Origin of the sequence: Rhodococcus erythropolis NBRC 15567, from assembly GCF_001552595.1 — a bacterium.
GTDB classification, from domain to species: Bacteria; Actinomycetota; Actinomycetes; order Mycobacteriales; family Mycobacteriaceae; genus Rhodococcus_F; species Rhodococcus_F erythropolis.
The window spans coordinates 266,061-289,529 of sequence record NZ_BCRM01000005.1; the positions used below are offsets into that span (position 1 = coordinate 266,061).

The 23,469-nt window shown below is 63.4% G+C and carries 21 protein-coding genes; 14 read left to right on the forward strand and 7 right to left on the reverse strand.

Features of this window, described 5'->3' with window-relative positions:
* Positions 1-28: 28 nt before the first annotated feature.
* A complete protein-coding gene (locus tag RE4_RS10710) occupies positions 29-1,159 on the reverse strand; it encodes a lycopene cyclase family protein (RefSeq protein ID WP_060938554.1) in 1,131 nt (376 codons plus the stop codon).
* Positions 1,160-1,169: 10 nt separating this feature from the next.
* Positions 1,170-1,955 (reverse strand): SDR family oxidoreductase, encoded by a 786-nt coding sequence (locus RE4_RS10715; RefSeq protein ID WP_019748418.1) that lies wholly within the window; start codon positions 1,953-1,955, stop codon positions 1,170-1,172.
* A 129-nt stretch (positions 1,956-2,084) separates the two neighbouring features.
* Here RE4_RS10715 and RE4_RS10720 point away from each other — a divergent pair, with 129 nt between their 5' ends.
* Positions 2,085-3,716, forward strand: a complete 1,632-nt coding sequence (locus tag RE4_RS10720) for an ABC-F family ATP-binding cassette domain-containing protein (protein WP_020907739.1) — start codon at positions 2,085-2,087, stop codon at positions 3,714-3,716.
* A gap of 60 nt (positions 3,717-3,776) precedes the next feature.
* Here RE4_RS10720 and RE4_RS10725 read toward each other — a convergent pair whose 3' ends face one another.
* Positions 3,777-4,343: a TetR/AcrR family transcriptional regulator gene (locus RE4_RS10725; protein ID WP_003944970.1), complete on the reverse strand. Its 567-nt coding sequence runs from the start codon at positions 4,341-4,343 to the stop codon at positions 3,777-3,779.
* A gap of 101 nt (positions 4,344-4,444) precedes the next feature.
* Positions 4,445-7,246, reverse strand: coding sequence for an aconitate hydratase AcnA (gene acnA / locus RE4_RS10730; RefSeq protein ID WP_019748421.1), 2,802 nt, complete (start codon positions 7,244-7,246; stop codon positions 4,445-4,447).
* A 456-nt stretch (positions 7,247-7,702) separates the two neighbouring features.
* Here acnA and RE4_RS10735 point away from each other — a divergent pair, with 456 nt between their 5' ends.
* The 8 genes from RE4_RS10735 to RE4_RS10770 all read left to right on the forward strand — a co-directional run bounded on the left by RE4_RS10735 (position 7,703) and on the right by RE4_RS10770 (position 16,414).
* The gene (locus RE4_RS10735; RefSeq protein WP_019748422.1) at positions 7,703-8,293 is read left to right on the forward strand and encodes an Rv1476 family membrane protein; all 591 of its coding nucleotides are present in this window, start codon (positions 7,703-7,705) and stop codon (positions 8,291-8,293) included.
* Positions 8,294-8,744: 451 nt separating this feature from the next.
* Complete coding sequence (locus tag RE4_RS10740) at positions 8,745-10,292, forward strand: NlpC/P60 family protein (protein WP_060938555.1); 1,548 nt, start codon at positions 8,745-8,747, stop codon at positions 10,290-10,292.
* A 150-nt stretch (positions 10,293-10,442) separates the two neighbouring features.
* On the forward strand, positions 10,443-11,639 hold the full coding sequence (locus RE4_RS10745) for an AAA family ATPase (protein ID WP_019748425.1): 1,197 nt from the start codon (positions 10,443-10,445) through the stop codon (positions 11,637-11,639).
* Complete coding sequence (locus tag RE4_RS10750; RefSeq protein ID WP_003944991.1) at positions 11,636-12,628, forward strand: DUF58 domain-containing protein; 993 nt, start codon at positions 11,636-11,638, stop codon at positions 12,626-12,628. Before RE4_RS10745 ends, RE4_RS10750 begins: the two co-directional genes overlap by 4 nt.
* Positions 12,625-13,605: a VWA domain-containing protein gene (locus RE4_RS10755; protein WP_003944878.1), complete on the forward strand. Its 981-nt coding sequence runs from the start codon at positions 12,625-12,627 to the stop codon at positions 13,603-13,605. Before RE4_RS10750 ends, RE4_RS10755 begins: the two co-directional genes overlap by 4 nt.
* Before the next feature lie 70 nt (positions 13,606-13,675).
* Positions 13,676-14,425 carry a 3-oxoacyl-ACP reductase FabG1 gene (gene fabG1, locus RE4_RS10760; RefSeq protein ID WP_007727875.1) on the forward strand — a complete coding sequence of 250 codons (750 nt, stop codon included), beginning with the start codon at positions 13,676-13,678 and terminating at the stop codon, positions 14,423-14,425.
* Positions 14,426-14,479: 54 nt separating this feature from the next.
* On the forward strand, positions 14,480-15,277 hold the full coding sequence (inhA, locus tag RE4_RS10765) for an NADH-dependent enoyl-ACP reductase InhA (RefSeq protein ID WP_003944803.1): 798 nt from the start codon (positions 14,480-14,482) through the stop codon (positions 15,275-15,277).
* An 84-nt stretch (positions 15,278-15,361) separates the two neighbouring features.
* Positions 15,362-16,414, forward strand: a complete 1,053-nt coding sequence (locus RE4_RS10770; protein ID WP_060938556.1) for a ferrochelatase — start codon at positions 15,362-15,364, stop codon at positions 16,412-16,414.
* A gap of 17 nt (positions 16,415-16,431) precedes the next feature.
* Here the strand turns inward: RE4_RS10770 and RE4_RS10775 are convergent, their stop codons facing one another.
* Both RE4_RS10775 and RE4_RS10780 read right to left on the reverse strand, forming a co-directional pair.
* The gene (locus tag RE4_RS10775; protein ID WP_060938557.1) at positions 16,432-17,040 is read right to left on the reverse strand and encodes a hypothetical protein; all 609 of its coding nucleotides are present in this window, start codon (positions 17,038-17,040) and stop codon (positions 16,432-16,434) included.
* A gap of 106 nt (positions 17,041-17,146) precedes the next feature.
* Positions 17,147-17,488 (reverse strand): metallopeptidase family protein, encoded by a 342-nt coding sequence (locus tag RE4_RS10780; protein WP_003944783.1) that lies wholly within the window; start codon positions 17,486-17,488, stop codon positions 17,147-17,149.
* 77 nt (positions 17,489-17,565) lie between these two features.
* Here RE4_RS10780 and RE4_RS10785 point away from each other — a divergent pair, with 77 nt between their 5' ends.
* Positions 17,566-18,057 (forward strand): hypothetical protein, encoded by a 492-nt coding sequence (locus RE4_RS10785; protein ID WP_019748429.1) that lies wholly within the window; start codon positions 17,566-17,568, stop codon positions 18,055-18,057.
* Between the two features lie 181 nt (positions 18,058-18,238).
* Positions 18,239-20,005 carry an enoyl-CoA hydratase-related protein gene (locus tag RE4_RS10790; RefSeq protein WP_238076708.1) on the forward strand — a complete coding sequence of 589 codons (1,767 nt, stop codon included), beginning with the start codon at positions 18,239-18,241 and terminating at the stop codon, positions 20,003-20,005.
* Here the strand turns inward: RE4_RS10790 and RE4_RS10795 are convergent.
* Complete coding sequence (locus tag RE4_RS10795) at positions 19,995-20,786, reverse strand: Rv1486c family protein (protein WP_060938558.1); 792 nt, start codon at positions 20,784-20,786, stop codon at positions 19,995-19,997. The two genes, RE4_RS10790 and RE4_RS10795, sit on opposite strands and share 11 nt — an antisense overlap.
* A gap of 67 nt (positions 20,787-20,853) precedes the next feature.
* Between RE4_RS10795 and RE4_RS10800 the strand changes: the two genes are divergently transcribed.
* Genes RE4_RS10800 through RE4_RS10810 form a run of 3 tightly spaced genes read left to right on the forward strand, consistent with a single transcriptional unit; the run spans position 20,854 to position 23,438 of the window.
* Complete coding sequence (locus tag RE4_RS10800; RefSeq protein ID WP_003944813.1) at positions 20,854-21,681, forward strand: DUF3097 domain-containing protein; 828 nt, start codon at positions 20,854-20,856, stop codon at positions 21,679-21,681.
* Between the two features lie 42 nt (positions 21,682-21,723).
* Positions 21,724-22,155, forward strand: a complete 432-nt coding sequence (locus RE4_RS10805) for an NfeD family protein (RefSeq protein ID WP_019748432.1) — start codon at positions 21,724-21,726, stop codon at positions 22,153-22,155.
* A complete protein-coding gene (locus RE4_RS10810; RefSeq protein ID WP_003944935.1) occupies positions 22,155-23,438 on the forward strand; it encodes an SPFH domain-containing protein in 1,284 nt (427 codons plus the stop codon). The genes RE4_RS10805 and RE4_RS10810 overlap by 1 nt, the downstream gene beginning before the upstream one ends.
* Positions 23,439-23,469 lie beyond the last annotated feature (31 nt).

Genomic DNA, 23,469 nt, shown 5'->3' on the forward strand with positions numbered 1-23,469 from the left:
GGTGCGGATCTAGTCGGTGCGGATCTAGTCACCGGAGAAACGGCGCGCGCATCAACGTCTTTCTCACGTGCCACGGTGACGATCGGAACAGTGTTGCCATCACCTTCGCCGTCGCGGCCGCGTCCCGCCGATCGGAAAGGTATGACCGCTGAGCCTCGACCGGTAGATCGAAGAACTTGTCGAAGAATGTGGTGACTTCGCCCGAGTCGAGGGTGAGAAGTGCGTTCAGACCAACGCGGCGGAGAGCGGATATCGCCTTGGCCGAGCGAGGCCAGAGTGCCGCGTTCGGATCCTCACCGTCGGCGATTGCTTTCGCGACAGTGTCGGCCTCGGCGAGTGAGGAGGCAACGCTGTATCCGGTTCCCGGATGCATCAGACCGCCTCGCCCGCCGAACCGGAGGACACCGTCCGGGGACGAGTCTTTCGGGCCTTCGACCGCAAAACGGACTCGCTCGACCGGCGCGTCGTCGGGGACTTCGCAGCCCCGATTGTGAAGTCGGGTGCGCAGACGTGTTTCGAGTTCGCGCAACCCCAACGCCGGCCGGCCGACGAGGCAGGTCTCCTCGAGGAGGACTCGCTCGTCGTCGAGCGGGACCGCGTAGAGAAATGAGGGAGTGTCGGCGTCGGAGGTGCCGTTGTCTGTTCGCCAGTCCATGAACCAGGCCTCGCTGCCGCCCAGAATCGGATCGGCCAGAGCTCGGTCCACGATCATTCCGAAGGCCGTCTGCTGCGCGGTTGTCACTGCCAGATCGGTGCCTCGGGCGTCGACGACGACGGATCCCGTCAGCTGCGATCCGTCCACGCACACGACGGTGGTGGTGGACAGTGTTTGAGCGCGTAAGCCTCTGACCTTTGTGGATGTGTCGGAGAGAAATGATTGCAGTAAAGGTGTATTCAATACGCAATAGATGCGATCAAGCGTTTTCTGCCCGCTGGTCCACACGCTCGGGCGTTCGATTCGGCTCGCGATCACCTCGTCCGGCAGCCACGACGGCAGCTCGTCTGCCCACGCCGAGTACGTCGGCGTCCACACCCGATGAGGATTCGGATCGACAACGACAACGGTGAGTTGCCGGGCGATACAGCGCGTCGCGAGTGCCCGCCCCGCCGGCCCTCCGCCCACGATCACCACGTCGGCGGAGGAGTCGAGTGTGCTCATGATCGGCGCACTACATCGATCCCGTTGCGAGCAGACCGCCGTCGACCCGGACCGTTTCGCCGGTGATCCATGCCGCCGCGTCGGAGACGAGGAAGCCGACCAAGCCGGCAACGTCCTCGGGGGTGCCGAGCCGCTTCATCGGGTAGCCCGCCGACGCCTTGTCCTCGCCGGCAGCGACCAGGGCTGCCGCGAACTGCGTCTTGACGATCCCGGGTGCTACGGCATTCACACGAATCTTCGGTCCCAGTTGCCAGGCCAGTTCTTCCGTCAACCGGATGAGCGCAGCCTTCGACGCGCCGTACGCCGCGATGACGCCCGTCGACCGGATCCCGGCCACACTTGCCAGGTTGACGACGGCTCCACCGTGTTCGCCCATCCACGCCCGATGTGCTTGTTGGACGTAACCGAGGGCGGCAACCACGTTCACGTCGAAGATCTTGCGCACGGCGTCGAGGTCCGCCTCCATGAGCGAACCGAAGACGGGATTGATTCCGGTGTTGTTGACCAGAATGTCGAGCGAACCGAACTCGGCGACGGCGCGGTCGACGGCACCGGATCGGGCCTCGGCATCGGCTGCGTTGCCCGCGAATGCGACGACCTTGCCGCCGTGCCCCAGATCGGACAGTTCGGATGCAGCAGCCTCGAGGGGCTCCGGCTTGCGGGCTGTGATCAAGACGTCGGCGCCGCGAGCGAGGAGTTCGGCGGCGACAGCTTTGCCGATTCCGCGACTTGCGCCGGTGACGATGGCGGCGCGGCCTTCGAGGTCGCGAGGACGAGTGCTGTTTTCGCTAGTCATGTCCCGAACGTTAGCGGACTCACACGCTCCTGGTCGGAACGACCGTCAGGTCACGGTAAAATCGATAGTTCTTGTGTCTGTAGTCAGGCATTGTTTACCCGTATTCGTCGTTTTTCCTGAGGAGTTTGCTTGATTACCGCCACTGACCTCGAAGTTCGTGCCGGTGTCCGCACCCTTCTCACAGCTCCCGGGCCTTCGCTGCGCATCCAGCCGGGCGACCGGATCGGACTCGTCGGACGTAACGGTGCCGGAAAGACGACCACTCTGCGCATCCTCGCCGGTGAAGGTGAGGCATATGCGGGAAGCGTCGTACGCACCGGTGAACTCGGATACCTCCCGCAGGACCCCAAAGAGGGCGACCTGAGCATCCTCGCCAAGGACCGGGTTCTCTCTGCCCGCGGCCTCGACACGATGCTCCGCGAGATGGAGAAGCAGCAGATCCTGATGGGCGAGGTGCTCGATCAGGAATCTCAGGACCGCGCGGTCAAGAAGTACGGCCAGCTCGAGGATCGATTCTCGGCCCTCGGCGGCTACGAAGCCGAGAGCGAAGCCGCACGTATCACCAGCAGCCTCGGCCTCGAAGACCGTATTCTCGGGCAGCCGCTCAGCACGCTGTCCGGCGGTCAGCGTCGTCGTGTCGAATTGGCGCGAATCCTCTTTGCCGCCTCCGACGGCAGCGGCGCCCGCTCGGACACGACTCTGCTGCTCGACGAGCCCACCAACCACCTCGACGCCGACTCCATCACCTGGCTGCGTGGATTCCTCCAGAACCACGAGGGCGGACTGGTGGTCATCAGTCACGACGTCGACCTGCTCAACGACGTCGTCAACCGTGTGTGGTTCCTCGATGCCGTCCGCGGTGAGGCCGACGTCTACAACATGAACTGGAAGAAGTACCTCGACGCTCGTGCCACGGACGAGCAGCGTCGTCGCCGCGAGCGCGCGAACGCCGAGAAGAAGGCCGGTGCGCTGCGGATTCAGGCTGCGAAGATGGGTGCAAAGGCAACCAAGGCCGTCGCGGCTCAGAACATGGCCAAGCGAGCCGACAAGTTGATGGCGAACCTCGATGCCGAACGTGTCTCGGACAAGGTTGCGCGGATTCGTTTCCCCGAGCCCGCCGCTTGTGGCAAGACTCCGCTGATGGGCAAGAACCTCACCAAGGTGTACGGCTCGCTCGAGATCTTCACCGGTGTCGATCTCGCGATCGATCGTGGGTCTCGTGTGGTTATCCTCGGACTCAACGGTGCAGGTAAGACCACGCTGCTCCGCATCCTCGCGGGCGCGGAGAAGGCGGACGCGGGTGAGCTGATCGCCGGCCACGGACTCAAGGTCGGCTACTTCGCTCAGGAGCACGACACCCTCGACGACGATGCGTCCGTGTGGGAGAACATCCGCCACGCCGCGCCGGATACAGGGGAGCAGGAACTGCGTTCTCTGCTCGGTGCCTTCATGTTCACCGGCCCACAGCTCGAACAGCCGGCCGGAACGCTCTCGGGTGGTGAAAAGACGCGTCTGGCTCTGGCCGGTCTGGTGTCGTCCGCTGCCAACGTTCTGCTTCTCGACGAGCCCACCAACAACCTGGACCCGATCTCACGCGAGCAGGTGCTCGACGCGCTCCGCAGCTACACCGGTGCCGTCGTCCTGGTCACCCACGATCCGGGCGCTGCCGAGGCACTCAACCCCGAGCGGGTCATCCTCCTGCCCGACGGCAACGAGGACCACTGGTCGCAGGAATACCTCGAGCTGATCCAGCTCGCCTAACCCCCTGTGCGCCTTTTTGGTAGTGGGAACTACCAAAAAGGCGCACAGGGGCGAAGCCCCTCAATCTCGCCGCCGCACCGATTCCTCGACCAGATCGAGAACTGCCGAAAGGTTGTCGACGCCGTGGCCGGAGGCGATTCTCGCGACCAGGCCGTCCATCACCAGATCCAGGTATCCGATCAGAATTTCGGTGGGAACGTCGTCACGGAGTCTGCCGGCCGATTTCTGTCTGGCGAGGCGCGCACTGGTCGCTTCCGTCAGTTCTACGGAGCGCTGTGACCACTTCTCGCGGAAGTCGGCGTCATTGCGCAGTCGACGCGCTATCTCCAGTCGCGTTCCCAGCCAATCGAATTGATCGGGCTGCGCGAGCATGTCCCGCATGACCTGGACGAGGCCCTCTTCGGCGACGACATCTGCCATCCGGCTCGCATCCTCGCTTGCGAGAGCGAGGAACAGGCCGTCCTTGTCCTTGAAGTGATGAAAGATCGCTCCTCGGGACAAACCGGTGACTTCTTCGAGACGGCGAACTGTGGCGCCGTCGTAGCCGTATTCCGCAAAGCAGCGGCGGGCGCCGTCAAGGATCTGACTGCGCCGTGCCGCGAGATGGTCTTCACTGACCTTGGGCACGTTGTTGTCCTCGTCTCGCGCTTTCTTTGTGCTCTGAACGCACGTGGCGGACTCAGCACCTCGCTGAGTCCGCCACGTGGGTTAGAGCAGGGCTCGGTTGACTAGCCCCGGATCATGTTGCGAAGCACGTACTGCAGGATGCCACCGTTGCGGTAGTAATCCGCTTCGCCGGGGGTATCGATGCGTACGACTGCGTCGAACACGACCTTCTCGCCGTTCTCGCGCGTCGCCGTGACCTTCATGGTCTTCGGGGTGACGCCCTCGTTGAGCTTCTCGACGCCTTCGATGTCGAAGGTCTCGGTGCCGTCGAGCTTGAGCGAACCTGCGGACTCGCCGACCGGGAACTGCAGCGGGACAACGCCCATGCCGATGAGGTTGGAGCGGTGGATGCGCTCGAACGACTCGGTGATGACGGCCTTGACGCCGAGCAGGCTGGTGCCCTTGGCTGCCCAGTCACGCGAGGATCCGGAGCCGTACTCCTTGCCGCCCAGGACGACCAGCGGGATGCCGGCTGCCTGGTAGTTCTGCGACGCGTCGTAGATGAATGCCTGCGGTGCGCCTTCCTGCGTGAAGTCGCGGGTGTAACCACCGGAGACGTCGTCGAGGAGTTGGTTACGCAGACGGATGTTCGCGAACGTTCCGCGAATCATGACCTCGTGGTTACCGCGACGCGAGCCGAGGGAGTTGTAATCCGCACGCTCGACGCCGTGGGAGTCGAGGTACTGCGCAGCGGGGGTACCGACCTTGATCGGACCTGCCGGGCTGATGTGGTCGGTGGTGACCGAGTCGCCGAGCAGTGCGAGGACGCGAGCGCCCTTGATGTCCTTGACCGGAGCCGGATCCATCGTCATGCCGTCGAAGTAAGGTGGCTTCCGCACGTAGGTGGAGTTCACGTCCCACTCGAAGGTGTCACCCTTCGGGGTTTCGAGGTTCTGCCAGCGGCTGTCGCCCGCAAAGATGGTTGCGTACGACTTGCGGAACATGTCCTGGTCGATCGAGGACTTGATCGTCTCTTCGATTTCCTGCGTGGACGGCCAGATGTCCTTGAGGTAGACGGGGTTTCCGTCGGTGTCGTTACCGAGCGAATCGGTCTCGAAGTCGAAGTCCATGGTTCCGGCGAGGCCGTATGCAATCACGAGCGGCGGGGAAGCCAGGTAGTTCATCTTGACGTCGGGGGAGATACGTCCCTCGAAGTTACGGTTACCCGAGAGCACCGCGGTGACCGAGAGGTCGTTGTCGTTGATGGCCTTCGAGACTGCCTCGGGCAGGGGTCCGGTGTTACCGATGCACGTGGTGCAGCCGTAACCGCCGAGGTAGTAACCGAGCTTCTCGAGGTACGGCCACAGGCCGGCCTTCTCGTAGTAATCGGTGACGACCTGCGAACCGGGAGCCATGTTGGTCTTGACCCACGGCTTGGTGGCGAGGCCCTTTTCGACGGCGTTGCGTGCGAGCAGTGCAGCACCGAGCATGACCGACGGGTTGGACGTGTTGGTGCAGGAGGTGATACCTGCAACAACGACGGCGCCGTGGTCGAGAACGAACTCACCGGCGTCGGACTTGACGACGACCGGCTTGCTCGGACGGCCTTCTGCACCGTTGGCAGCAGAGAGAACGTCGACCGCTCCGTCGTCGGCAAACGACAGAACCGCGGGATCGGAAGCCGGGAAGGACTCTTCGACGGCCTCGTCGAGCTGGGTGTGCTCGGTCGGGTAGTTCTCTTCCACGTAGTTGTGGATGTCCTTGCGGAACGCAGTCTTGGACTCCGACAACAGGATTCGGTCCTGCGGGCGCTTCGGGCCGGCGATCGAGGGAACAACGGTTCCCAGATCCAGCTCGATGTACTCCGAGAAGACGGGTTCCTTGTCGGGGTTGTGCCACAGGCCCTGTTCCTTGGCGTACGCCTCGACGAGAGCGAGCTGCTCGTCGCTGCGGCCGGTGAGGCGCAGGTACTCGATGGTCTCGGCGTCGATCGGGAAGATCGCTGCGGTGGAACCGAATTCGGGGCTCATGTTGCCCAGCGTTGCGCGGTTCGCGAGCGGAACCTCGGCAACACCGTTGCCGTAGAACTCGACGAACTTGCCGACGACGCCGTGCTTACGGAGCATCTCGGTGGCGGTGAGCACGACGTCGGTTGCGGTGACGCCGGGCTTGATCTCACCGGAGAGCTTGAAGCCGACAACGCGGGGGATCAGCATGGAGACGGGCTGGCCGAGCATTGCTGCCTCGGCCTCGATGCCGCCGACGCCCCAGCCGAGCACGCCGAGGCCGTTGACCATCGTGGTGTGCGAGTCGGTGCCGACACAGGTGTCGGGGTATGCCTGTCCGTTACGGGACATGACGGTGGGTGCCAGGTACTCGATGTTGACCTGGTGAACGATGCCCATTCCCGGGGGGACGACCTTGAAGTCGTCGAATGCGCCCTGGCCCCAACGGAGGAACTGGTAACGCTCGCCGTTGCGCTCGTATTCGAGGTCGACGTTGCGCTCGAGTGCGTCGGCCTGGCCGAAGACGTCGAGGATGACCGAGTGGTCGATGACCATGTCGGCGGGGGAGAGCGGGTTGACCTTGTTCGGGTCGCCGCCGAGGGTGGTGACGGCCTCACGCATGGTGGCGAGGTCGACGATGCAAGGAACGCCGGTGAAGTCCTGCATGATCACGCGGGCAGGCGTGAACTGGATTTCGATGCTCGGCTCGGCTGAGGGATCCCAGCTCGCGATTGCGCGGATGTGATCCGCGGTGATGTTGGCACCGTCTTCGGTGCGGAGAAGGTTCTCGGCGAGAACCTTCAAGGAATAGGGCAATTTCTCGGTGCCGGGGACGGCCGAGAGGCGGAAGATCTCGTAAGAGTTCTCACCGACCTCGAGGGTTCCCTTGGCTCCGAATGAATCGATACTGGTGCTCACGTCTGCTCCACTCGTCTATGAGGGTCGCTACCGACGGGGCTGTGTCGGCAGCTGAAGCGAGGTACTTCGGCCGGGAAGATCCTCCGTAGCTCACGCCAATCGCACAGTTCGCGTGAGAACTGTCCGAACATCGGAGCTGCAGTAGAACCTGTCCTGACCGGTGGTACCTCTTGGTCCAAGTCTAACAGTACGCTTGTCCTGTGAGAATTCAGGGCAAGTTGACCGAAACAATCTTCATGCAGACTGCGGGCCTGCGCAACGCAGGCTTGGCTGGGTGACCACACCCACAGTTACCGCTCGGGCGGCACGCGCGGCGGTTGCGTGTGACGCCTGGTGGCAGTCGACCTGAAGTAGGCTGCATGCAGGCCCGTCGCGGGTCGGCCGCCGAAAAACGACCTCGGAAGAACTCCCCGCATCTCAGCGGTGGACGGAATCCGAACAGCACCCGGATGAGAGATGTCTGCTCCTACCAATCACGCTTTTGCGCCTGTGCACGTGAAGTCCCCGTTGCACGTCGCTGTTCCGTCGGATGTCGATCTCGACGACGTGCTCGCGGACCTTTCGACGGACGGCGTCTCCGCCCCGGAGTCCGATGTTGTGGGGCTGACTGCGGTGGTGACCGACGCCCGTGAACGTGGTGTCGACTTGAGCGTCGTGGTGGTCGACGCAAATCCGGGCCGGCCGTCCGATCTTCGCGACCTGGCCACGACGGTCGGCAAAACCGAAGGCGGCACGGTTCTCGTTCTGAGCCCAGACTGGATGGGTAGCTACAGCGACTCGATCAGTCGCGTGCAGCTCGAAACCGCGCAGGACCGATCTTTCGGAGAAAGCGCGAGCGTGACCGCGGACCGCTTCTCGCACGAGATCGTGGCGCCGGGTCCGCCGTGGACGCTTTACACGGTCCTTGTCATCGCACTGGTTGCGGTTATTGCCGGAATTACCTTTGCCGTCAAGTGGCGGCGAGAGCCGGAAAACGCGCAAACCAGACATGTCGCGTCGACTTCAGAAACGGCGACATCTTCCGACCACCGGGCCGATTCCGTCTGACCTTGGTCCTTTTGCGAGATTTTCAGTAACTCGTCGAAAACAGGTACTCACCGCTGTTTGCGGTGAGTACCTGCCCTTTTTGGTACCTGCATGCCATTCGACCAGCTCAAATACCGTTTGTGTTATTTGTGGCTAAAGTTTCCAAAGAACGCTTGAGTGTCGTACGGTACAACTGGCACTTTTTGGGGAAGAAGTGTCGCAGACAGGCTGATGTTGTTCGACGCGTACTTGTCGGTTGCCTTGTTCTCGAGGTGTCGACGGTGGCGTTCGTACGGCACGTCCAGGTCGACGAGCAGCTCTCGGGCTGTGGGCGACCGGTGCTTGGTCTGCGCATTCCCTCCCCGCACGGATCGGCGACCCAGCGGGCCGTGGCGTTACACGCGAGGGAGAGTTATTTGTGAGGCAAGTAACACGTGGCGGCGAGTCCCGTCGTGGTCCTTCCCGTAAGTCGATGCGCCTGGCGCAACTGGTCATCGGATTCGGCGTTGTCGGGTCCCTGATCGTCGGTACGCCCGCCATGTCCTCGGCCGTACCACCGCCGCCGCCGAATCCGAGTGACTCGGACATCGCTGCGGCCGATTCGCAGGTCTCGTCGAGCGTCGGCACCGTCAGCGCGCTCATCAATCAAGTCGCATCGGCCAACGAACAGTTGTCGGCACTCGACAACGAAGTTGCGATCAAGCGTGAAGACGTCAACAAGACGCTCGTGGATCTGCAGAACGCTCGCGGCGCCGCAGACACCGCAGCGCAGGCCGTCGGCGTCACCAAACAAGCTCTTAAGGACGCGTCGGCGCAGATCGAGGTCGCTCAGACGGACTTCGACAAGTACGCACGCTCGAGCTACGTCAAGGGCACCAACACCGCGTCCATCTCGTCGTTCCTCGACGCCAAGGGCCCGGGCGACGTCCTCGACCGCGCGCAGGTCCTCAAACTGCTCGCCAATACGCAGAGCGCAGTGCTTGACGGTCTCCAACGAGCACGTACCGAGCAGGCGAACAAGGACTCCGCGACCCGCCAGGCAAAGCAGCAGGCCGACGCTGCCGCCGAGGTCGCGGCACAACTGAAGGATCTGGCCGAGCAGGCGATTCAGATCGCGCGCAACGCTCTCGATCAGCAGGTTGCCAAGAAGGCCGCGATCGAAGCCGAGCGGAACTCCGCTCAGGCTCAGCTCGACGCCGCCCGCAATGCAGTCGCAAGTTTGCAGGGCCAACGCCAGGCGTATGCGACGTGGGACGAGCAGCGTCGCGCCGAGGAAGCTCATCAGAAGGCTCTCGAAGCTGCCGCCAAGGAAGCTGCCGCACAGGCTGCTGCCCGCGCAGCTGCCGACCAGGCCGCCAAGGATCGAGCTGCAGCACTGGCAGCGGCTCAGCGTCCGCACACCGCTGTGGAAGACCCGACTCCGACCGTCATCCCGGACGACGACGACACCTGGACTGACGAGGAAACCGGGACCGACGAGGAAACAGGCACGGACGAAGAGACCGGCACCGAAGAGGAAACGGTCACGACGCCCAAGCCCACCACCCCCAAGCCGACGACGCCGAAGCCCAGCACGCCGAAGCCTTCCGTTACCGGAAGCGCTGCAATCGAATCCGTCATCGACCGCGGAATGTCTCAGCTCGGCGTGCAGTACGCCTGGGGCGGAGGCGACGAAAACGGTCCGACGCGAGGCATCCGTGACGGCGGCGTCGCCGACAGTTACGGCGACTTCAACAAGGTCGGTTTCGACTGCTCCGGCTTGATGATCTACGCCTTCGCCGGCATCGGAATCTCGCTGCCGCACTACACCGGCTATCAGTACACCGCGGGCACGCAGGTTCCGTCTTCGGAGATGAAACGCGGCGACATGATCTTCTACGGTCCCAACGCCAGCCAGCACGTGGCGCTCTACCTCGGTAACGGGCAGATGCTCGAGGCACCACAATCCGGTTCGAGTGTCATGGTCTCCCCGGTTCGCTGGGGCGGAATGACGCCGTACGCCGTCCGACTGGTGTCCTGACCGTCAGAGGAAATGCCGCTGACACCCGCATTGTCAGGGAACTATCAAGTTCCCGACGTGGTGTTACGGCATCGAGCGCAACTACCTGGAATAGTTGACGGGGAACACGTTACTGTCGGTACTTTTCTAGGTGAAAGCGATGGATTCTTGGTGACCTCACGTGAAGATTCGGTCGGAACGGTCGACGTAAGCAAGGCGAGCGGAAGTGCGGACGGAGCAGCACCTTCCCTGGCAGCCGACGTTCAGACCTTGGAACGAGCGATCTACGAGGTCAAGCGAGTCATCGTCGGGCAGGACCGGCTTGTCGAGCGCATTCTCGTCGGACTTCTCGCCAAGGGGCACGTCCTCCTCGAAGGCGTACCCGGTGTCGCCAAGACGCTGGCCGTCGAGACTTTCGCGAAGGTCGTCGGCGGTTCGTTCTCCCGCGTCCAGTTCACCCCCGACCTGGTGCCAACCGACCTCATCGGCACGCGCATCTACCGTCAGGGCCGCGAGGAGTTCGACACCGAACTCGGACCCGTCGTCGCCAACTTCGTGTTGGCCGACGAGATCAACCGTGCCCCGGCCAAGGTGCAGTCCGCGCTCCTCGAGGTGATGGCAGAACGCCACGTCTCGATCGGTGGCAAGCGGTACCACATGCCCGATCCGTTCCTGGTGATGGCGACACAGAACCCCATCGAGAACGAGGGTGTCTATCCGCTCCCCGAGGCGCAGCGCGACCGCTTCCTGTTCAAGATCCTCGTCGACTACCCGACAGTCGAGGAAGAACGCGAAATCGTCTACCGGATGGGTGTGGCAGCCCCGGAGCCGCACCAGATCCTCGGTCCGGAGGAGTTGGTCAGGCTCCAACGCGTCGCCAGCAACGTCTTCGTCCACCACGCGCTCGTCGACTACGTGGTCAGGGTCATCGCCGCTACGCGTACGCCGCGTGAGGTCGGACTCGAGGACGTCGCGGGCTGGATCGCGTACGGCGCCTCACCCCGCGCGACGCTCGGCATCATCGCCGCGTCGCGGGCTCTCGCTCTCGTCCGCGGCCGCGACTACGTCGTGCCGCAAGACGTCATCGAGGTGATCCCGGACGTGTTGCGCCACCGCCTCGTTCTTTCCTACGACGCCATGGCCGACGAGGTGACTCCCGACGCGGTCATCGCCCGGGTGCTGCAGACCGTCGGACTGCCGCAGATCGCCGCGCGGCCTGTTCCTACCGTTCCCGGTCCGCCTCAGCAGGGCGCACCGCAGGCACCTCAGTTCAACGCACAGGGCACCGCGAATCCACAGGGCACAGTCAATCCACAGGGAAACGGCGCGCCGATCGCGACCGCTGAGACGATGAGTCGCCCGCAGTGACCGAAGGCCGCGACGGTGGCCAGGCGACACCCGCCGGATCCACCGGTTCGCCGCCGTCGTTCCGATCCGGCGAGCTCAGCGATCCCAAACTCACCGCTGCGCTGCGCACCCTCGAGCTGACGGTTCGTCGTCGCCTCGACGGTGTGCTGCACGGCGATCACCTCGGCCTGATTCCCGGCCCGGGTTCGGAACCGGGTGACGCCCGCGAGTATCAGCCGGGCGACGACGTGCGGCAGATGGATTGGTCCGTGACCGCGCGGACGACGCACCCACACGTGCGCCAGTCGGTCGCGGATCGTGAGCTCGAGACGTGGCTTGTCATCGACCTGTCTGCGAGTCTCGACTTCGGGACCGCCGGATGCGAGAAGCGCGACCTGGTTGTCGCCGCAGCCGCGGCGATCACTCACCTGACCAGCTCGGGCGGTAACCGCGTCGGCGCCATCATCTCGACGGGCGCCCAGACAACTCGAATTCCGGCCCGTGGTGGGCGCATTCACGCACAGGCGATGCTCCGCAAGATCGCGACGACTCCGCACGCTCCGGACGGGGTACGCGGTGATCTGGTCGGCGCGATCGAAGCGCTCAGACGCCCACAGCGTCGGCGCGGACTCGCGGTCGTCATCAGCGACTTCCTCGGGCCGATCGACTGGGAACGCTCGCTGCGCGCCATTTCGGGACGTCACGACGTGCTCGGCGTCGAGGTGGTAGATCCGCGCGACCTCGAACTTCCGGACGTCGGCGACGTGGTGCTCCACGATCCCGAGTCCGGCCGGACCAGAGAATTCACCACGACGCCGCAACTGCGCGCCGACTTCGCCAGAGTCGCCGCCGAGCACCGCGTCGAGGTCAGGCAAGCTCTACGTCGTTGCGGCGCACCGCTCATGTCCCTGCACACCGATCGGGACTGGATCGCCGACGTCGTGAGATTCATCTCGGCACGCCGACACAGTTATGGTGCCGGCGCCGGAACTGGGGGCGTTCGTTCGTGAGTCTTTCTCAATTCACCGCACCGTGGTGGCTGCTGTTCCTCGCTGTCATCGCCGCGTTGGTGGTCGGTTACGTACTCGTGCAGAAGCAGCGGGCCAAGCACACACTTCGGTTCACGAACTTCGCGCTACTGGAGAAGGTCGCGCCTTCGCGGCCCGGGCGGTGGCGTCATATTCCGGCGATTCTGATGGTCATCGCATTGGTGTTCTTCACCGTCGCCCTTGCCGGTCCGACGGCAGACAAGAAGGTCCCGCGAAACCGTGCCACGGTGATCCTCGTGATCGACGTGTCGCTGTCGATGCAGGCCACCGACGTCGAGCCGACGCGATTGGCAGCAGCGCAGGAAGCTGCGAAGTCGTTCGCCGACGGTCTGACTCCCGGCATCAACCTCGGGTTGGTCGCATTTGCCGGAACGGCTTCGGTTCTGGTGTCGCCCACCACGAATCGTGACGCGACGAAGGTCGCCATCGACAACCTCAAGCTCAGTGAGCGGACGGCGACGGGCGAAGCGATCTTCACCTCGTTGCAGTCGATCGACACGCTGTCGGCTGTTCTCGGCGGCAGCGATCAGGCGCCACCGGCGCGCATCGTGTTGCTGTCAGACGGTAAGCAGACCGTTCCCGAGAACTCGGACGATCCGCGGGGCGGATTCACCGCTGCCCGTCAGGCCAAGGACAAGGGCGTTCCGATCTCGACCATTTCCTTCGGAACGACATACGGGCGAGTCGAGATCGAAGGAGACCGAATCCCCGTCCCGGTCGACGATGCGTCACTGAAGGAGATCGCCAACCTGTCCGGCGGAAGTTTCTTCACGGCATCGAGCCTCGAAGAACTGCGCCAGGTGTACGACACGCTCGAAGAGCAGATCGGTTTCGAGACGACACGAGGCGATGCGAGTCGACCGTGGTTGGTCCTCGGCGTCGTGTTCGCGACCGCTGGTCTGACGATTGCCCTGGTACGCAGGCAGCGTCTGCCCTGATCGAGAGCAGTTCCGAATTGTCCAAATACCGCTGGTACGCGGCCCGCAGAGAATTGATAGGTTGATCGCCATGTCTACCCCTCCCACGACAGTGGTTTCCGAACGGACCGTCACCACACCGCGCTCGGTGCTCGTCACCGGCGGTAACCGCGGAATCGGCTTGGCCGTCGCTCAGCGGCTCGCCGCAGACGGCCACAAGGTAGCCGTCACGCACCGCGGTTCCGGTGTCCCCGAAGGGTTGTTCGGCGTCGTTTGCGACGTCACCGACACCGAGTCGATCGACCGTGCATTCAAAGAGGTCGAAGCGCACCAGGGGCCGGTCGAGGTCATCGTCGCCAATGCCGGCGTCACCGACGACACACTGATCATGCGAATGAGCGAAGAGCAGTTCACGAGCGTCGTCGACGCGAACCTCACCGGTACGTTCCGCCTCTCGAAGCGTGCGACCCGGTCGATGCTGCGCGCGCGTTTCGGACGCTTCATCTTCCTCGGTTCGGTGGTGGGTCTGGCGGGACAAGCCGGCCAGGTCAACTACGCCGCGTCCAAGGCAGGCATCGTCGGTATCGCTCGTTCCCTGACAAGGGAACTCGGCTCGCGTTCGATCACCGCCAACGTCGTCGCACCGGGTTTCATCGAGACCGACATGACGGCAGCACTGGGCGACGACGTGAAGGACAAGGCCACCGAGTTCATCCCGTTGCAGCGGACCGGAAAGCCGGAAGATGTTGCAGCAGTTGTCAGTTTCCTCGCCTCCGACGATTCGGCATACGTCTCGGGTGCAGTCATCCCCGTCGACGGCGGACTCGGCATGGGGCACTGACCCGCTTTTCGCACACACACCTTTCTCGTACGTCTGAAATCAGGAGGACATCTCATGGGCGGTTTGCTCGAGGGTAAGACCATTCTTGTCACCGGCATCATCACCGATTCGTCGATCGCGTTCCACGTGGCCAAGGTCGCGCAGGAGCAGGGTGCGAAGGTGCTGATCACCGGATTCGATCGTCTGCGCCTCATCGATCGCATCGCCCAGCGACTGCCGCAGCCCGTGCCGCCGGCAATCTCGCTCAACGTCCAGAGCTCGGAGGATCTCGCATCTCTCGCCGAGCGTGTGCGCGAGCTGGCTCCCGAGGGTATCGACGGCGTGGTCCACTCGATCGGCTTCGCTCCCCGCTCCTGCCTGGGAAGCCCGTTCATGGACGCGCCGTGGGAAGACGTGGCGGTCGCACTCGAGGTGTCCGCATACTCGTACAGCGCACTGGCCAAGGCCTTGCTGCCGGTGCTCAACGACAACGCGTCCATCGTCGGAATGGACTTCGATCCGGCACGCGCAATGCCCTTCTACAACTGGATGGGTGTCTCCAAGGCAACCCTCGAGGCCGTCAACCGTTACGTGGCCAAAGAGGTGGGCGTCCGCGGCATCCGCTCGAACCTGGTGTCCTCCGGCCCGATCAAGACCCTGGCCGCCAAGGCCATTGCCGGCGACAGCACCGGTCCGGGCGCGGAGTTGGACAAGCTGAACACCGCATGGGACGGTGCTGCGCCCATCGGCTGGGACGTCGACGATCGCGAGCCGGTCGCCAAAACGGTCTGCACCGTTCTCTCGGATTGGTTGCCCGGCACGACCGCGTCGATCATCTACGTCGACGGCGGCTTCCACGCGATGGTCGGCTAGTAGCACCCCTTCTACTACACAGGTGAGTACCCGGGTGACCCCCGCCGAACGGCATCACGCAAGATTGAACTCATGACCGCAAGTATGGACATGCAGTTCGATGCTCTTCTCGTTTTGTCGTTCGGCGGTCCCGAAAAACCCGCAGACGTACGGCCGTTCCTCGAAAACGTCACGCGCGGTAGGGGAGTGCCACCGGAGCGGCTCGACGCCGTTGTCGAGCACTACATGCATTTCGGTGGAGTTTCGCCCATCAACGCGCTCAACCGAGACCTGATCGAACGGGTCGAAGGTGAGTTGGCAGCAGCCGGCGTGGACCTGCCCGTGTACTTCGGCAACCGCAACTGGCACCCGATGGTCGAAGACACCGTCGCCAAGATGCGCGAGGACGGTGTCCGCAATGCCGCCGTGTTCGCCACGTCGGCGTGGGGCGGTTACTCGGGATGTCGGCAGTACCACGAGGACATCGTCCGTGCCCGTGAAGCCGTCGGTGACGGCGCACCGACGCTGACAAAACTTCGCCAGTACTACGACCATCCGCTCGTCGTCGGCGCGTTCGCCGACGGTGTGCGCGCGGCCCGCGCAGAGTTGCCCGAAGCGACTCGCGATACCGCGCGCCTGGTGTTCACGGCGCATTCGGTCCCGAGTGCCGCAGACCGCAATGCAGGGCCGCCGGCAGAGGGCGGAAACCTCTACAGCCGACAGGTTGCCGAGGCTGCGAAGTTGGTTGCCGAGGCCGTCGGCGTCGAAGATTTTGATCTGGTGTGGCAGTCGCGATCAGGCCCGCCGCAGGTTCCGTGGCTCGACCCCGACATCTGTGATCACCTGGATACGCTGTCCGCCAAGGACGTTCGCGCCGTGATCGTGTGTCCTGTCGGTTTCGTCTCCGATCACCTCGAAGTGGTGTGGGACCTGGACACCGAGGCCAAGGACAAGGCGGCCGAACTCGGTATGGATTTCGTGCGCGCCGCGACACCCGGCCGCGATCAGCGTTTTGCGCAGCTGGTGCCCACGCTCGTTCGGGAACTGGCCGACGCCGAGCAGCCACTGCGATTGGGGGTCGAGCCGCTGCTCGGCTCGACCACCAACGGTCTCTCGTGTGCGGTGAACTGCTGCGCGGCCGTTCAGCGCCCCCGCTGACGGAAGCTTTCCGACGCTCAGGAGTTCGGCTGCTTCAGCTTTCCGCAGGGTCCCGGAACGGTGGACGTGCTGCGTGAGGTGAGGAGCGTCTCGACGATCTGTCGATCCTCGGGGCTCAGTGACGGGTCGATGAAGTTGAGCTTGGGCGCCCCCAGTTCGCGGACTCGCCCGGCGAGGGTCGCTACAAATGACACTCGTTCTTCGTCATCGTCGTTGACGTCGTGGATCTGCAGCACCGACACCGGAAACTTGCGCAGCGTCACAGGCAGGAAGCGGGCGCTGAGCACATGGTCGACGTTGAATCCCGCCCACTGCCCCTGGTTGGCTTCCACGCATTCGGCGTCGGAGTGAATTGCGCTCTCGCCGATGTACTTACGGGCGGGGAGCATCTTCTTCGGTGCTAGTTCGGATGCACCTTGCTGCAGCACGGGAAAGTCGCCGTCCGAGTACAACCAGGGTTGGTTGGCCATCGAGATCAACCGGCCGGCGTCCAGATCCGGGAGATAGCGAGACTTGAGGAGAAACGCAACGCTGTCGACCGAGATGCCCAGCAGTTCGGCGGCCTTCTGTCGGCTCATCGCAAACGTCGGGGCATTCTTCGGGGCGATCTGGATCAAATTGACCATGCGAACTCCTGTAAGTGTTCAATTTTTGCGGGTTTGGTACAGCTGACATGACAATTCGCCGATTATCAACCTCTAGCTGATTTCCGACTTGTAGATGAGTCGGTTGTCACCATCCGAGTTCACGCAACCGGGGATCTCCGATCCCGAAGTGGTGGCCGATTTCGTGGATCACGGTTCGGCGAACTTGCTCGATCACCTCGTCTTCGGTGCTGCAGATCGCACAGATGGCCCTGCGATAGATCGTGATGCGGTCGGGGAGGACGCCGGCGTACGTGGTGGTTCTCTTGGTCAGCGGGATGCCCTGATACAACCCGAGCAGCCCCGGTCGTCCACCTTCGAGTTGTACGGTCACCGCGACGTTGGCCATCTCCGCACCCAACTTCGGGGGCAGACTGTCGAGCGCCCGCTTGACCATGTCCTCGAACTGACTGTCGTCCACGTCGATCATCTGCCCATTGTGCGTGCGAGGGCGGGATCCGGGTGTGTCCATGTGGAAACAGTGCAGCTTACGGCTATGTTCATTGCGTGGCCGAAGACCTCTATCACCGTTACGAATTCACATTCATCGTTCAGATGCTGACAGTCTCGCAAGAGCAGGCGATCGAAGAGAGCTTGGGCGGAAAGGTCGAGGACCGGCGTGGACTGCAGTTGCTGACGCTCACCTCGGAAGGTATGCGAGCGGCGACGACAGCTATCACCGTGGTCGACCAGTTGGTGGCTGCAGGCGTGCGTCCCCAGCGGACGCATCCCGATTTGGTGTCACGTCAGGACATTGCCGACCGTGCGGGAGTGACGAGGCAGGCTGTCGGACAATGGGTGCGAGGGGTCCGGCAGGCGGCCACTCCCTTCCCGATTCCGTACAACTCGGTCGCCGGGGGGATCTGGTTCTGGGGCGATGTCCTGGATTGGTTGCGCCGTCAGGGGTACAGCCAGGACACCGGTTTGCGCTACCCGACGTTGGACGAACATATTCGCATCGACCGCCATATTGCGATCAATCACAAGACTGCGGGTTGACCGATCAAGCGGTTTGCCTGAAAATAGCTATTGAAACAAACCGACGGTAGGTATAAAGTCCCTAAATACCTCAATCAATCTATCGGTGCGTCGGCCCTGCTCTGGGGGGAGTTCGGTCTGCGCTGCAGATACCCGAGCATGCGAGCAGGAATCCATGGTTTCGACCCCCGAAGTTAGACCGATGCCCAAATCGGCCGCACTCACGACTTCTGTGGCTATTTCCAGCGTTGGAGCAACGACGAAGCTACGCGAAGCTGCACCGGGCAGGGGCCGTCTGCGAGCGGCGACGGCGGCGCTGTTCCGGCGCTCACGCCCACGCGCGGCTTCCGCGCCACCGTTGAGCGTGCTTCTTCTCGTCACCTCCGACAATGGTCTCTCGCAGCGGGCTGGTCTTGTTCTTCGCGAGGCGGGGCACCAAGTCCGCACCGCCGTCGTCGCCGACGCGGACGCAGTGCTGGCCGCGACGTCTGCGGGAGATTTTGATCTCATCATCTGCCCGTTTCTGAAAGCCTATGTACCGGAATCTATTTGGCAGCAGTGGACAACGATCATCATCCATCCCGGCCCGCCCGGTGATCGCGGACCGTCGTCGCTGGACTGGGCGATAACGGATGGCGAACCGATCTGGGGAGTGACCGCGTTGCAGGCCGCCGAGGAACTCGATGCCGGAGCGGTGTGGGCGTGGCGGACATTCGAACTCCAGAGCGGTGTAACCAAATCTTCGGTATACAACGAGGCAGTCACCGACGCGGCGATGGAGTGCATTACGGAGGTCGTCGAACATTTCCGTACTCCTGACTTCCAGGCGATCCCATCGGACCGAGTTGCGCTGCCCGTGGCATCGGCCCGATCGAGGCCCAGCATGAAACAGGCCGATCGCGTTTTCAGCTGGGAGGAAGACGCGTCGAGCATCGTCCGCGCCGTCAACGCCGCCGACGGGTTTCCCGGCGTCGCCGTTCAGTTGGGGCTCGACCGGGTCTACGTCTACGACGCTCACCCCGATACCCACGTCGATGCAGCGCCCGGCACCATTGTCGAGTACTTCCACCAGGCGATACGTGTCGCCACCGGTGCGGGCTCCGTATGGATCGGACATGCGCGGCTCGTCGGCGCCGGCAATGTCAAACTTCCGTCGACCGCGGTCGTACGTCCGGACGTGTTCGTTCCACAGGTCTGGGAGAGTCGTTACCCCGAGACCGACTATCACCGCGACGGCGAAATCGGATATCTCTCGTTCCGCTTCTACAACGGTGCGATGAGTACGAAGCAATGCGCCCGACTGGCCGCCAGGCTCCGCTGGGCGATCGCGCAGGACACCAAGATCCTTGTCCTGACGGGTGACTACGACAGATTCAGCAACGGTATCCACCTCAACGTCATCGAGACAGCGTCGGATCAAGCCGGAGAAGCGTGGGCCAACATCAAAGCCATCAACGAGATCGCGAAAGCGATCGTCACCTGTACGGAACAGGTTGTGGTGGCGGCATTCACAGGCAACGCCGGTGCCGGCGGGGTCATGCTCCCGCTTGGAGCCGACGTAGTCGTGGCCAGGGACGGTGTGGTTCTCAATCCTCATTACGCCACGATGGGCCTGTTCGGCTCGGAACTGCACACGTACACACTTCCGGCTCGGGTCGGCGAGGAGCAGGCCCGCAGCCTGCTGGCCGAGTGCAGTGCGATCGGTATCCGTCGAGCCTTGGACATCGGACTTGTCGACGCGATCGGCCCCAGACGGCCGGATCTGTTCGAGGCGTGGTTGCACGAGGTCGCCACCGACTTGCTCGAAGGAGATCGGATGGAATCGATGCTGGAGCGCAAACGTCTTCGACTGGAACGTGATCCGGTGGAGCCCTACGAGGAGCGTGAGCTCGAAGAGATGAAGATCGACATGTTCGGTGACCGCAACGGGTTTGCCGAGAAACGCCGGAACTTCGTGCTCAAGCTCTGATCGACACGCTGTTCGCCGACGCGACACGGGCAGTGCGAACGACGTCCCACAGTCGTCGCAGCAGGTCGTCACGCCTCTGCGCAGTGGACACGCTCGGGGCCTGATTGGTCGAGACCGACGCAGCGACGGTAAGAATGGCTGCCACGTTGTCGGCGGTGTCGATCACCTGTAGATGCCGAGGTGACAGTGTCGACGGCCAGCGGTACCCGGCCTGGGCCTGCAGCGCTTCGGCGACCAGCGTACGAGCGTCGCCCCCAGGCATTCCGGTGGCTACGGCCGGAAGCCCGCCGAGCACCTCCGCTGCGTCCCGAACAGCCTGGCGCAGTTCGTATTCGGCTTCACGGAGTCCGATCGATTCGGCACTGCCCGCCACGGTGGGAATGGAGAAAACCGTCCACCGTAAGACGTCCGGACCTTCCTTCGACGGCACGAGGCCGACTCCCGGCTTCCCGACGGAGCCGATCTGTATCCCTTCACCCGTTGCGATCGCAGCGCGCGCGAACTCGGTGCCTGTGGGCAGGCCACGTACATCGCCGGCCGTAGGAAGGACCAGGCGGACTTCAGCAGCCTCCGAGCGTGCGATTCTCAACAGGGTGGACACACCCGAAGCCGTGACTCCCGGCCACTCGAGATCGTGACGGACCGCGGTTTCCGCATCGGCGGCGCCGATCAGGTGCATCGGCGCCCACGCGGCAAGGGCGTCGATGACGTCGTCCGGCGCAGCGTCGCCGGCGAGCCATGACGCTGCCCACACGGTGAGGGTTGCGCTGGGAGAACTCATGACCGTGAAGTTTAGTTCGGCGTGGCGACATGCGCGGCCCCGGCATTGTGACCTAGCGTGATCCGGCGTGAGCGGTGGCAACGGATACGGTGACATTTTTGCGGGTCATACCCGCAAACAGAAGCGCGTGACGCCTGAAGTGGCGGCCGAACGTGATCTTGTCGTCGAGGATGCGGCGACAGGATTCTGCGGTGCGGTAGTCGGTTTCGAGCGCACGTACGACGGCGATTTCGTGCGACTCGAGGACGGGCGTTCCCGGACGCGGTTGTTCGCGATGCGCGAGGCGGCCTTCCTCATCGACGGCTCACCGGTCACCCTCGTTCGCCCGGCCCCCAAGCCCGCGTCCACCAAACCCGCACGATCGGCTTCGGGTTCGACCCGAGTCGAAGGCTTACGTGCACGCACGGCACTGCCCAGCCGGATCTGGGTGGAGGGAGTACACGATGCTGCCCTCGTCGAGCGGGTGTGGGGCCATGACCTTCGCGTCGAAGGTGTTGTCGTCGAACATCTCGAAGGGCTCGACAATCTGGGGGAGCGGCTTGCCGAATTCGGGCCGGGCCCCGGCCGCCGTGTCGGTGTCCTCGTCGACCACCTGGTCACCGGTTCCAAGGAAACCCAACTGACTCAGGGCCTCGGCCCGAACGTGTTGGTGACCGGACATCCGTACATCGACGTGTGGGAGGCCGTTCGTCCCAAATCTGTCGGAATCGCCTCCTGGCCGAAGATTCCACGCGGCGAGGATTGGAAGACGGGAATCTGCCGCGAACTGGGCTGGGGGACACCTCAGGAGGGCTGGCGGCGGGTCTACAACTCGGTCGAGAGCTTCCGCGATCTGGAAGCTCCCTTGATCGGTGCCGTCGAACAACTTGTCGATTTCGTTACCGAGCCGAACTGACGTAGCGGCGGCCTGGGTCACACATTCTGGTTAGATGGTGTTGTGGCTGCACTTATTTGGCTGATCGGAGCACTGGTGCTCGCCGGGGCCGAAGCGCTGGTGGGGGATTTCTTCCTGCTGATGCTCGCCGGTGGGGCGCTCGCTACTGCCGGTGTCAGTGCTGTCACCGACTTCCCGGTGTGGGTCGACGCCGTCATGTTCGGAGTGTTCTCCGCCGCCCTCGTCCTGGGTGTGCGACCGATCATGTTGCGTCGCTTCGGTAGTCCGCCACCGACCCCGACCGGAATTCAGGCACTCGAAGGTAAACACGCTCTGGTTCTGGAAGAAGTGGGCGAGCATTCCGGGCAGGTCAAGTTGAACGGCGAGGTGTGGACTGCCAGGCCGTACGACACCACCGAGGTGTACCCGCCGGGCACCAAGGTGACGGTGATGGAAATCAACGGCGCAACAGCAGTCGTCTGGAGGGGACCTTAATGGCAGCACTCATAGTGCTCGGTGTGTTGGTGCTATTCGTGATCTTGGTGGTCGCGAAGTCGGTAGCACTGGTACCGCAGGCAGAAGCCGCGGTGATCGAGCGGCTCGGTAGGTATTCGAAGACGGTGTCCGGTCAGCTCACATTCTTGATCCCGTTCGCCGATCGTGTGCGCGCCAAGGTGGATCTTCGTGAGCGGGTGGTCTCCTTCCCACCGCAACCGGTGATCACCCAGGACAACCTGACACTGTCCATCGACACGGTGGTGTACTTCCAGGTCACCAATCCGCAAGCTGCGGTGTACGAGATCAGCAACTACATCGCTGCCGTCGAGCAGTTGACAACCACGACGCTGCGAAACGTCGTCGGCGGAATGACCCTCGAAGAGACGCTGACCTCGCGTGATTCCATCAACGGTCAGCTTCGTGGTGTCCTCGACGAGGCGACCGGCCGCTGGGGCCTGCGAGTGGCCCGCGTCGAACTCAAGAGCATCGATCCTCCGCCCTCCATCCAGGAGTCGATGGAAAAGCAGATGAAGGCGGACCGCGAGAAGCGCGCGATGATTCTGACGGCTGAAGGCCACCGCGAATCCGCTATCAAGACAGCCGAGGGTGCCAAGCAGAGCCAGATTCTTTCCGCCGAGGGCAACAAGCAGGCCTCGATCCTCAACGCCGAGGGTGAGCGTCAGTCCCAGATTCTTCGGGCTCAAGGTGACCGCGCGGCCAAGTACTTGCAGGCCCAAGGCGAGGCCAAGGCCATCGAGAAGGTTTTTGCTGCTATCAAGTCCGGTAAGCCGACTCCGGAATTGCTTGCATACCAGTATCTTCAGACGTTGCCGCAGATGGCGCAAGGCGATGCGAACAAGGTGTGGCTCGTGCCCAGCGACTTCGGTGACGCACTGAAGGGATTTGCGAAAACGCTTGGCGCGCAGGGGCAGGACGGTGTCTTCCGTTACGAGCCGCCGGCCGCCGAAGAGAATCTTCCCAACCCTGAGGACGATTCAGCTGAGGTGGCGGAGTGGTTCGAAACGAAATCCGATCCGGCTATCGCAGAAGCAGTCCGTGCTGCTGAAGTTGCTGCACGTACTCCCGTCGAAGATCCGGCGGCTGCGGTCAGGCACCTCCGTGAAAGTGCGCCCGAGCAGCCCGGATTCGTAGATCCCGCGCTGCCGCAGCAGAGTGAAAATCCTTGGCCCGGTCAGCTACCGCTGCCGTCCGAACGCGAAGAGTTCCAGCAGAAGTACCCCTACCAGGATCAGCCGCCGGAGGGCGGCCAGCGCCGGTAGGCTCCTCTCGTAGTAATCGGGACGGGCACTC

Excerpts from the sequence above, each read along its gene's own strand:
- fabG1 (WP_007727875.1), top strand. The coding sequence starts at position 13,676 with ATGTCTACCCCTCCCACGACAGTGGTTTCCGAACGGACCGTCACCACA.
- RE4_RS10775 (WP_060938557.1), bottom strand. The coding sequence starts at position 17,040 with ATGGTCAATTTGATCCAGATCGCCCCGAAGAATGCCCCGACGTTTGCG.
- RE4_RS10810 (WP_003944935.1), top strand. The coding sequence starts at position 22,155 with ATGGCAGCACTCATAGTGCTCGGTGTGTTGGTGCTATTCGTGATCTTG.
- RE4_RS10740 (WP_060938555.1), top strand. The coding sequence starts at position 8,745 with ATGCGCCTGGCGCAACTGGTCATCGGATTCGGCGTTGTCGGGTCCCTG.
- RE4_RS10715 (WP_019748418.1), bottom strand. The coding sequence starts at position 1,955 with ATGACTAGCGAAAACAGCACTCGTCCTCGCGACCTCGAAGGCCGCGCC.
- RE4_RS10780 (WP_003944783.1), bottom strand. The coding sequence starts at position 17,488 with ATGATCGACGTGGACGACAGTCAGTTCGAGGACATGGTCAAGCGGGCG.
- RE4_RS10770 (WP_060938556.1), top strand. The coding sequence starts at position 15,362 with ATGGACATGCAGTTCGATGCTCTTCTCGTTTTGTCGTTCGGCGGTCCC.
- RE4_RS10710 (WP_060938554.1), bottom strand. The coding sequence starts at position 1,159 with ATGAGCACACTCGACTCCTCCGCCGACGTGGTGATCGTGGGCGGAGGG.
- RE4_RS10790 (WP_238076708.1), top strand. The coding sequence starts at position 18,239 with ATGCCCAAATCGGCCGCACTCACGACTTCTGTGGCTATTTCCAGCGTT.
- RE4_RS10795 (WP_060938558.1), bottom strand. The coding sequence starts at position 20,786 with ATGAGTTCTCCCAGCGCAACCCTCACCGTGTGGGCAGCGTCATGGCTC.
- inhA (WP_003944803.1), top strand. The coding sequence starts at position 14,480 with ATGGGCGGTTTGCTCGAGGGTAAGACCATTCTTGTCACCGGCATCATC.
- RE4_RS10735 (WP_019748422.1), top strand. The coding sequence starts at position 7,703 with ATGTCTGCTCCTACCAATCACGCTTTTGCGCCTGTGCACGTGAAGTCC.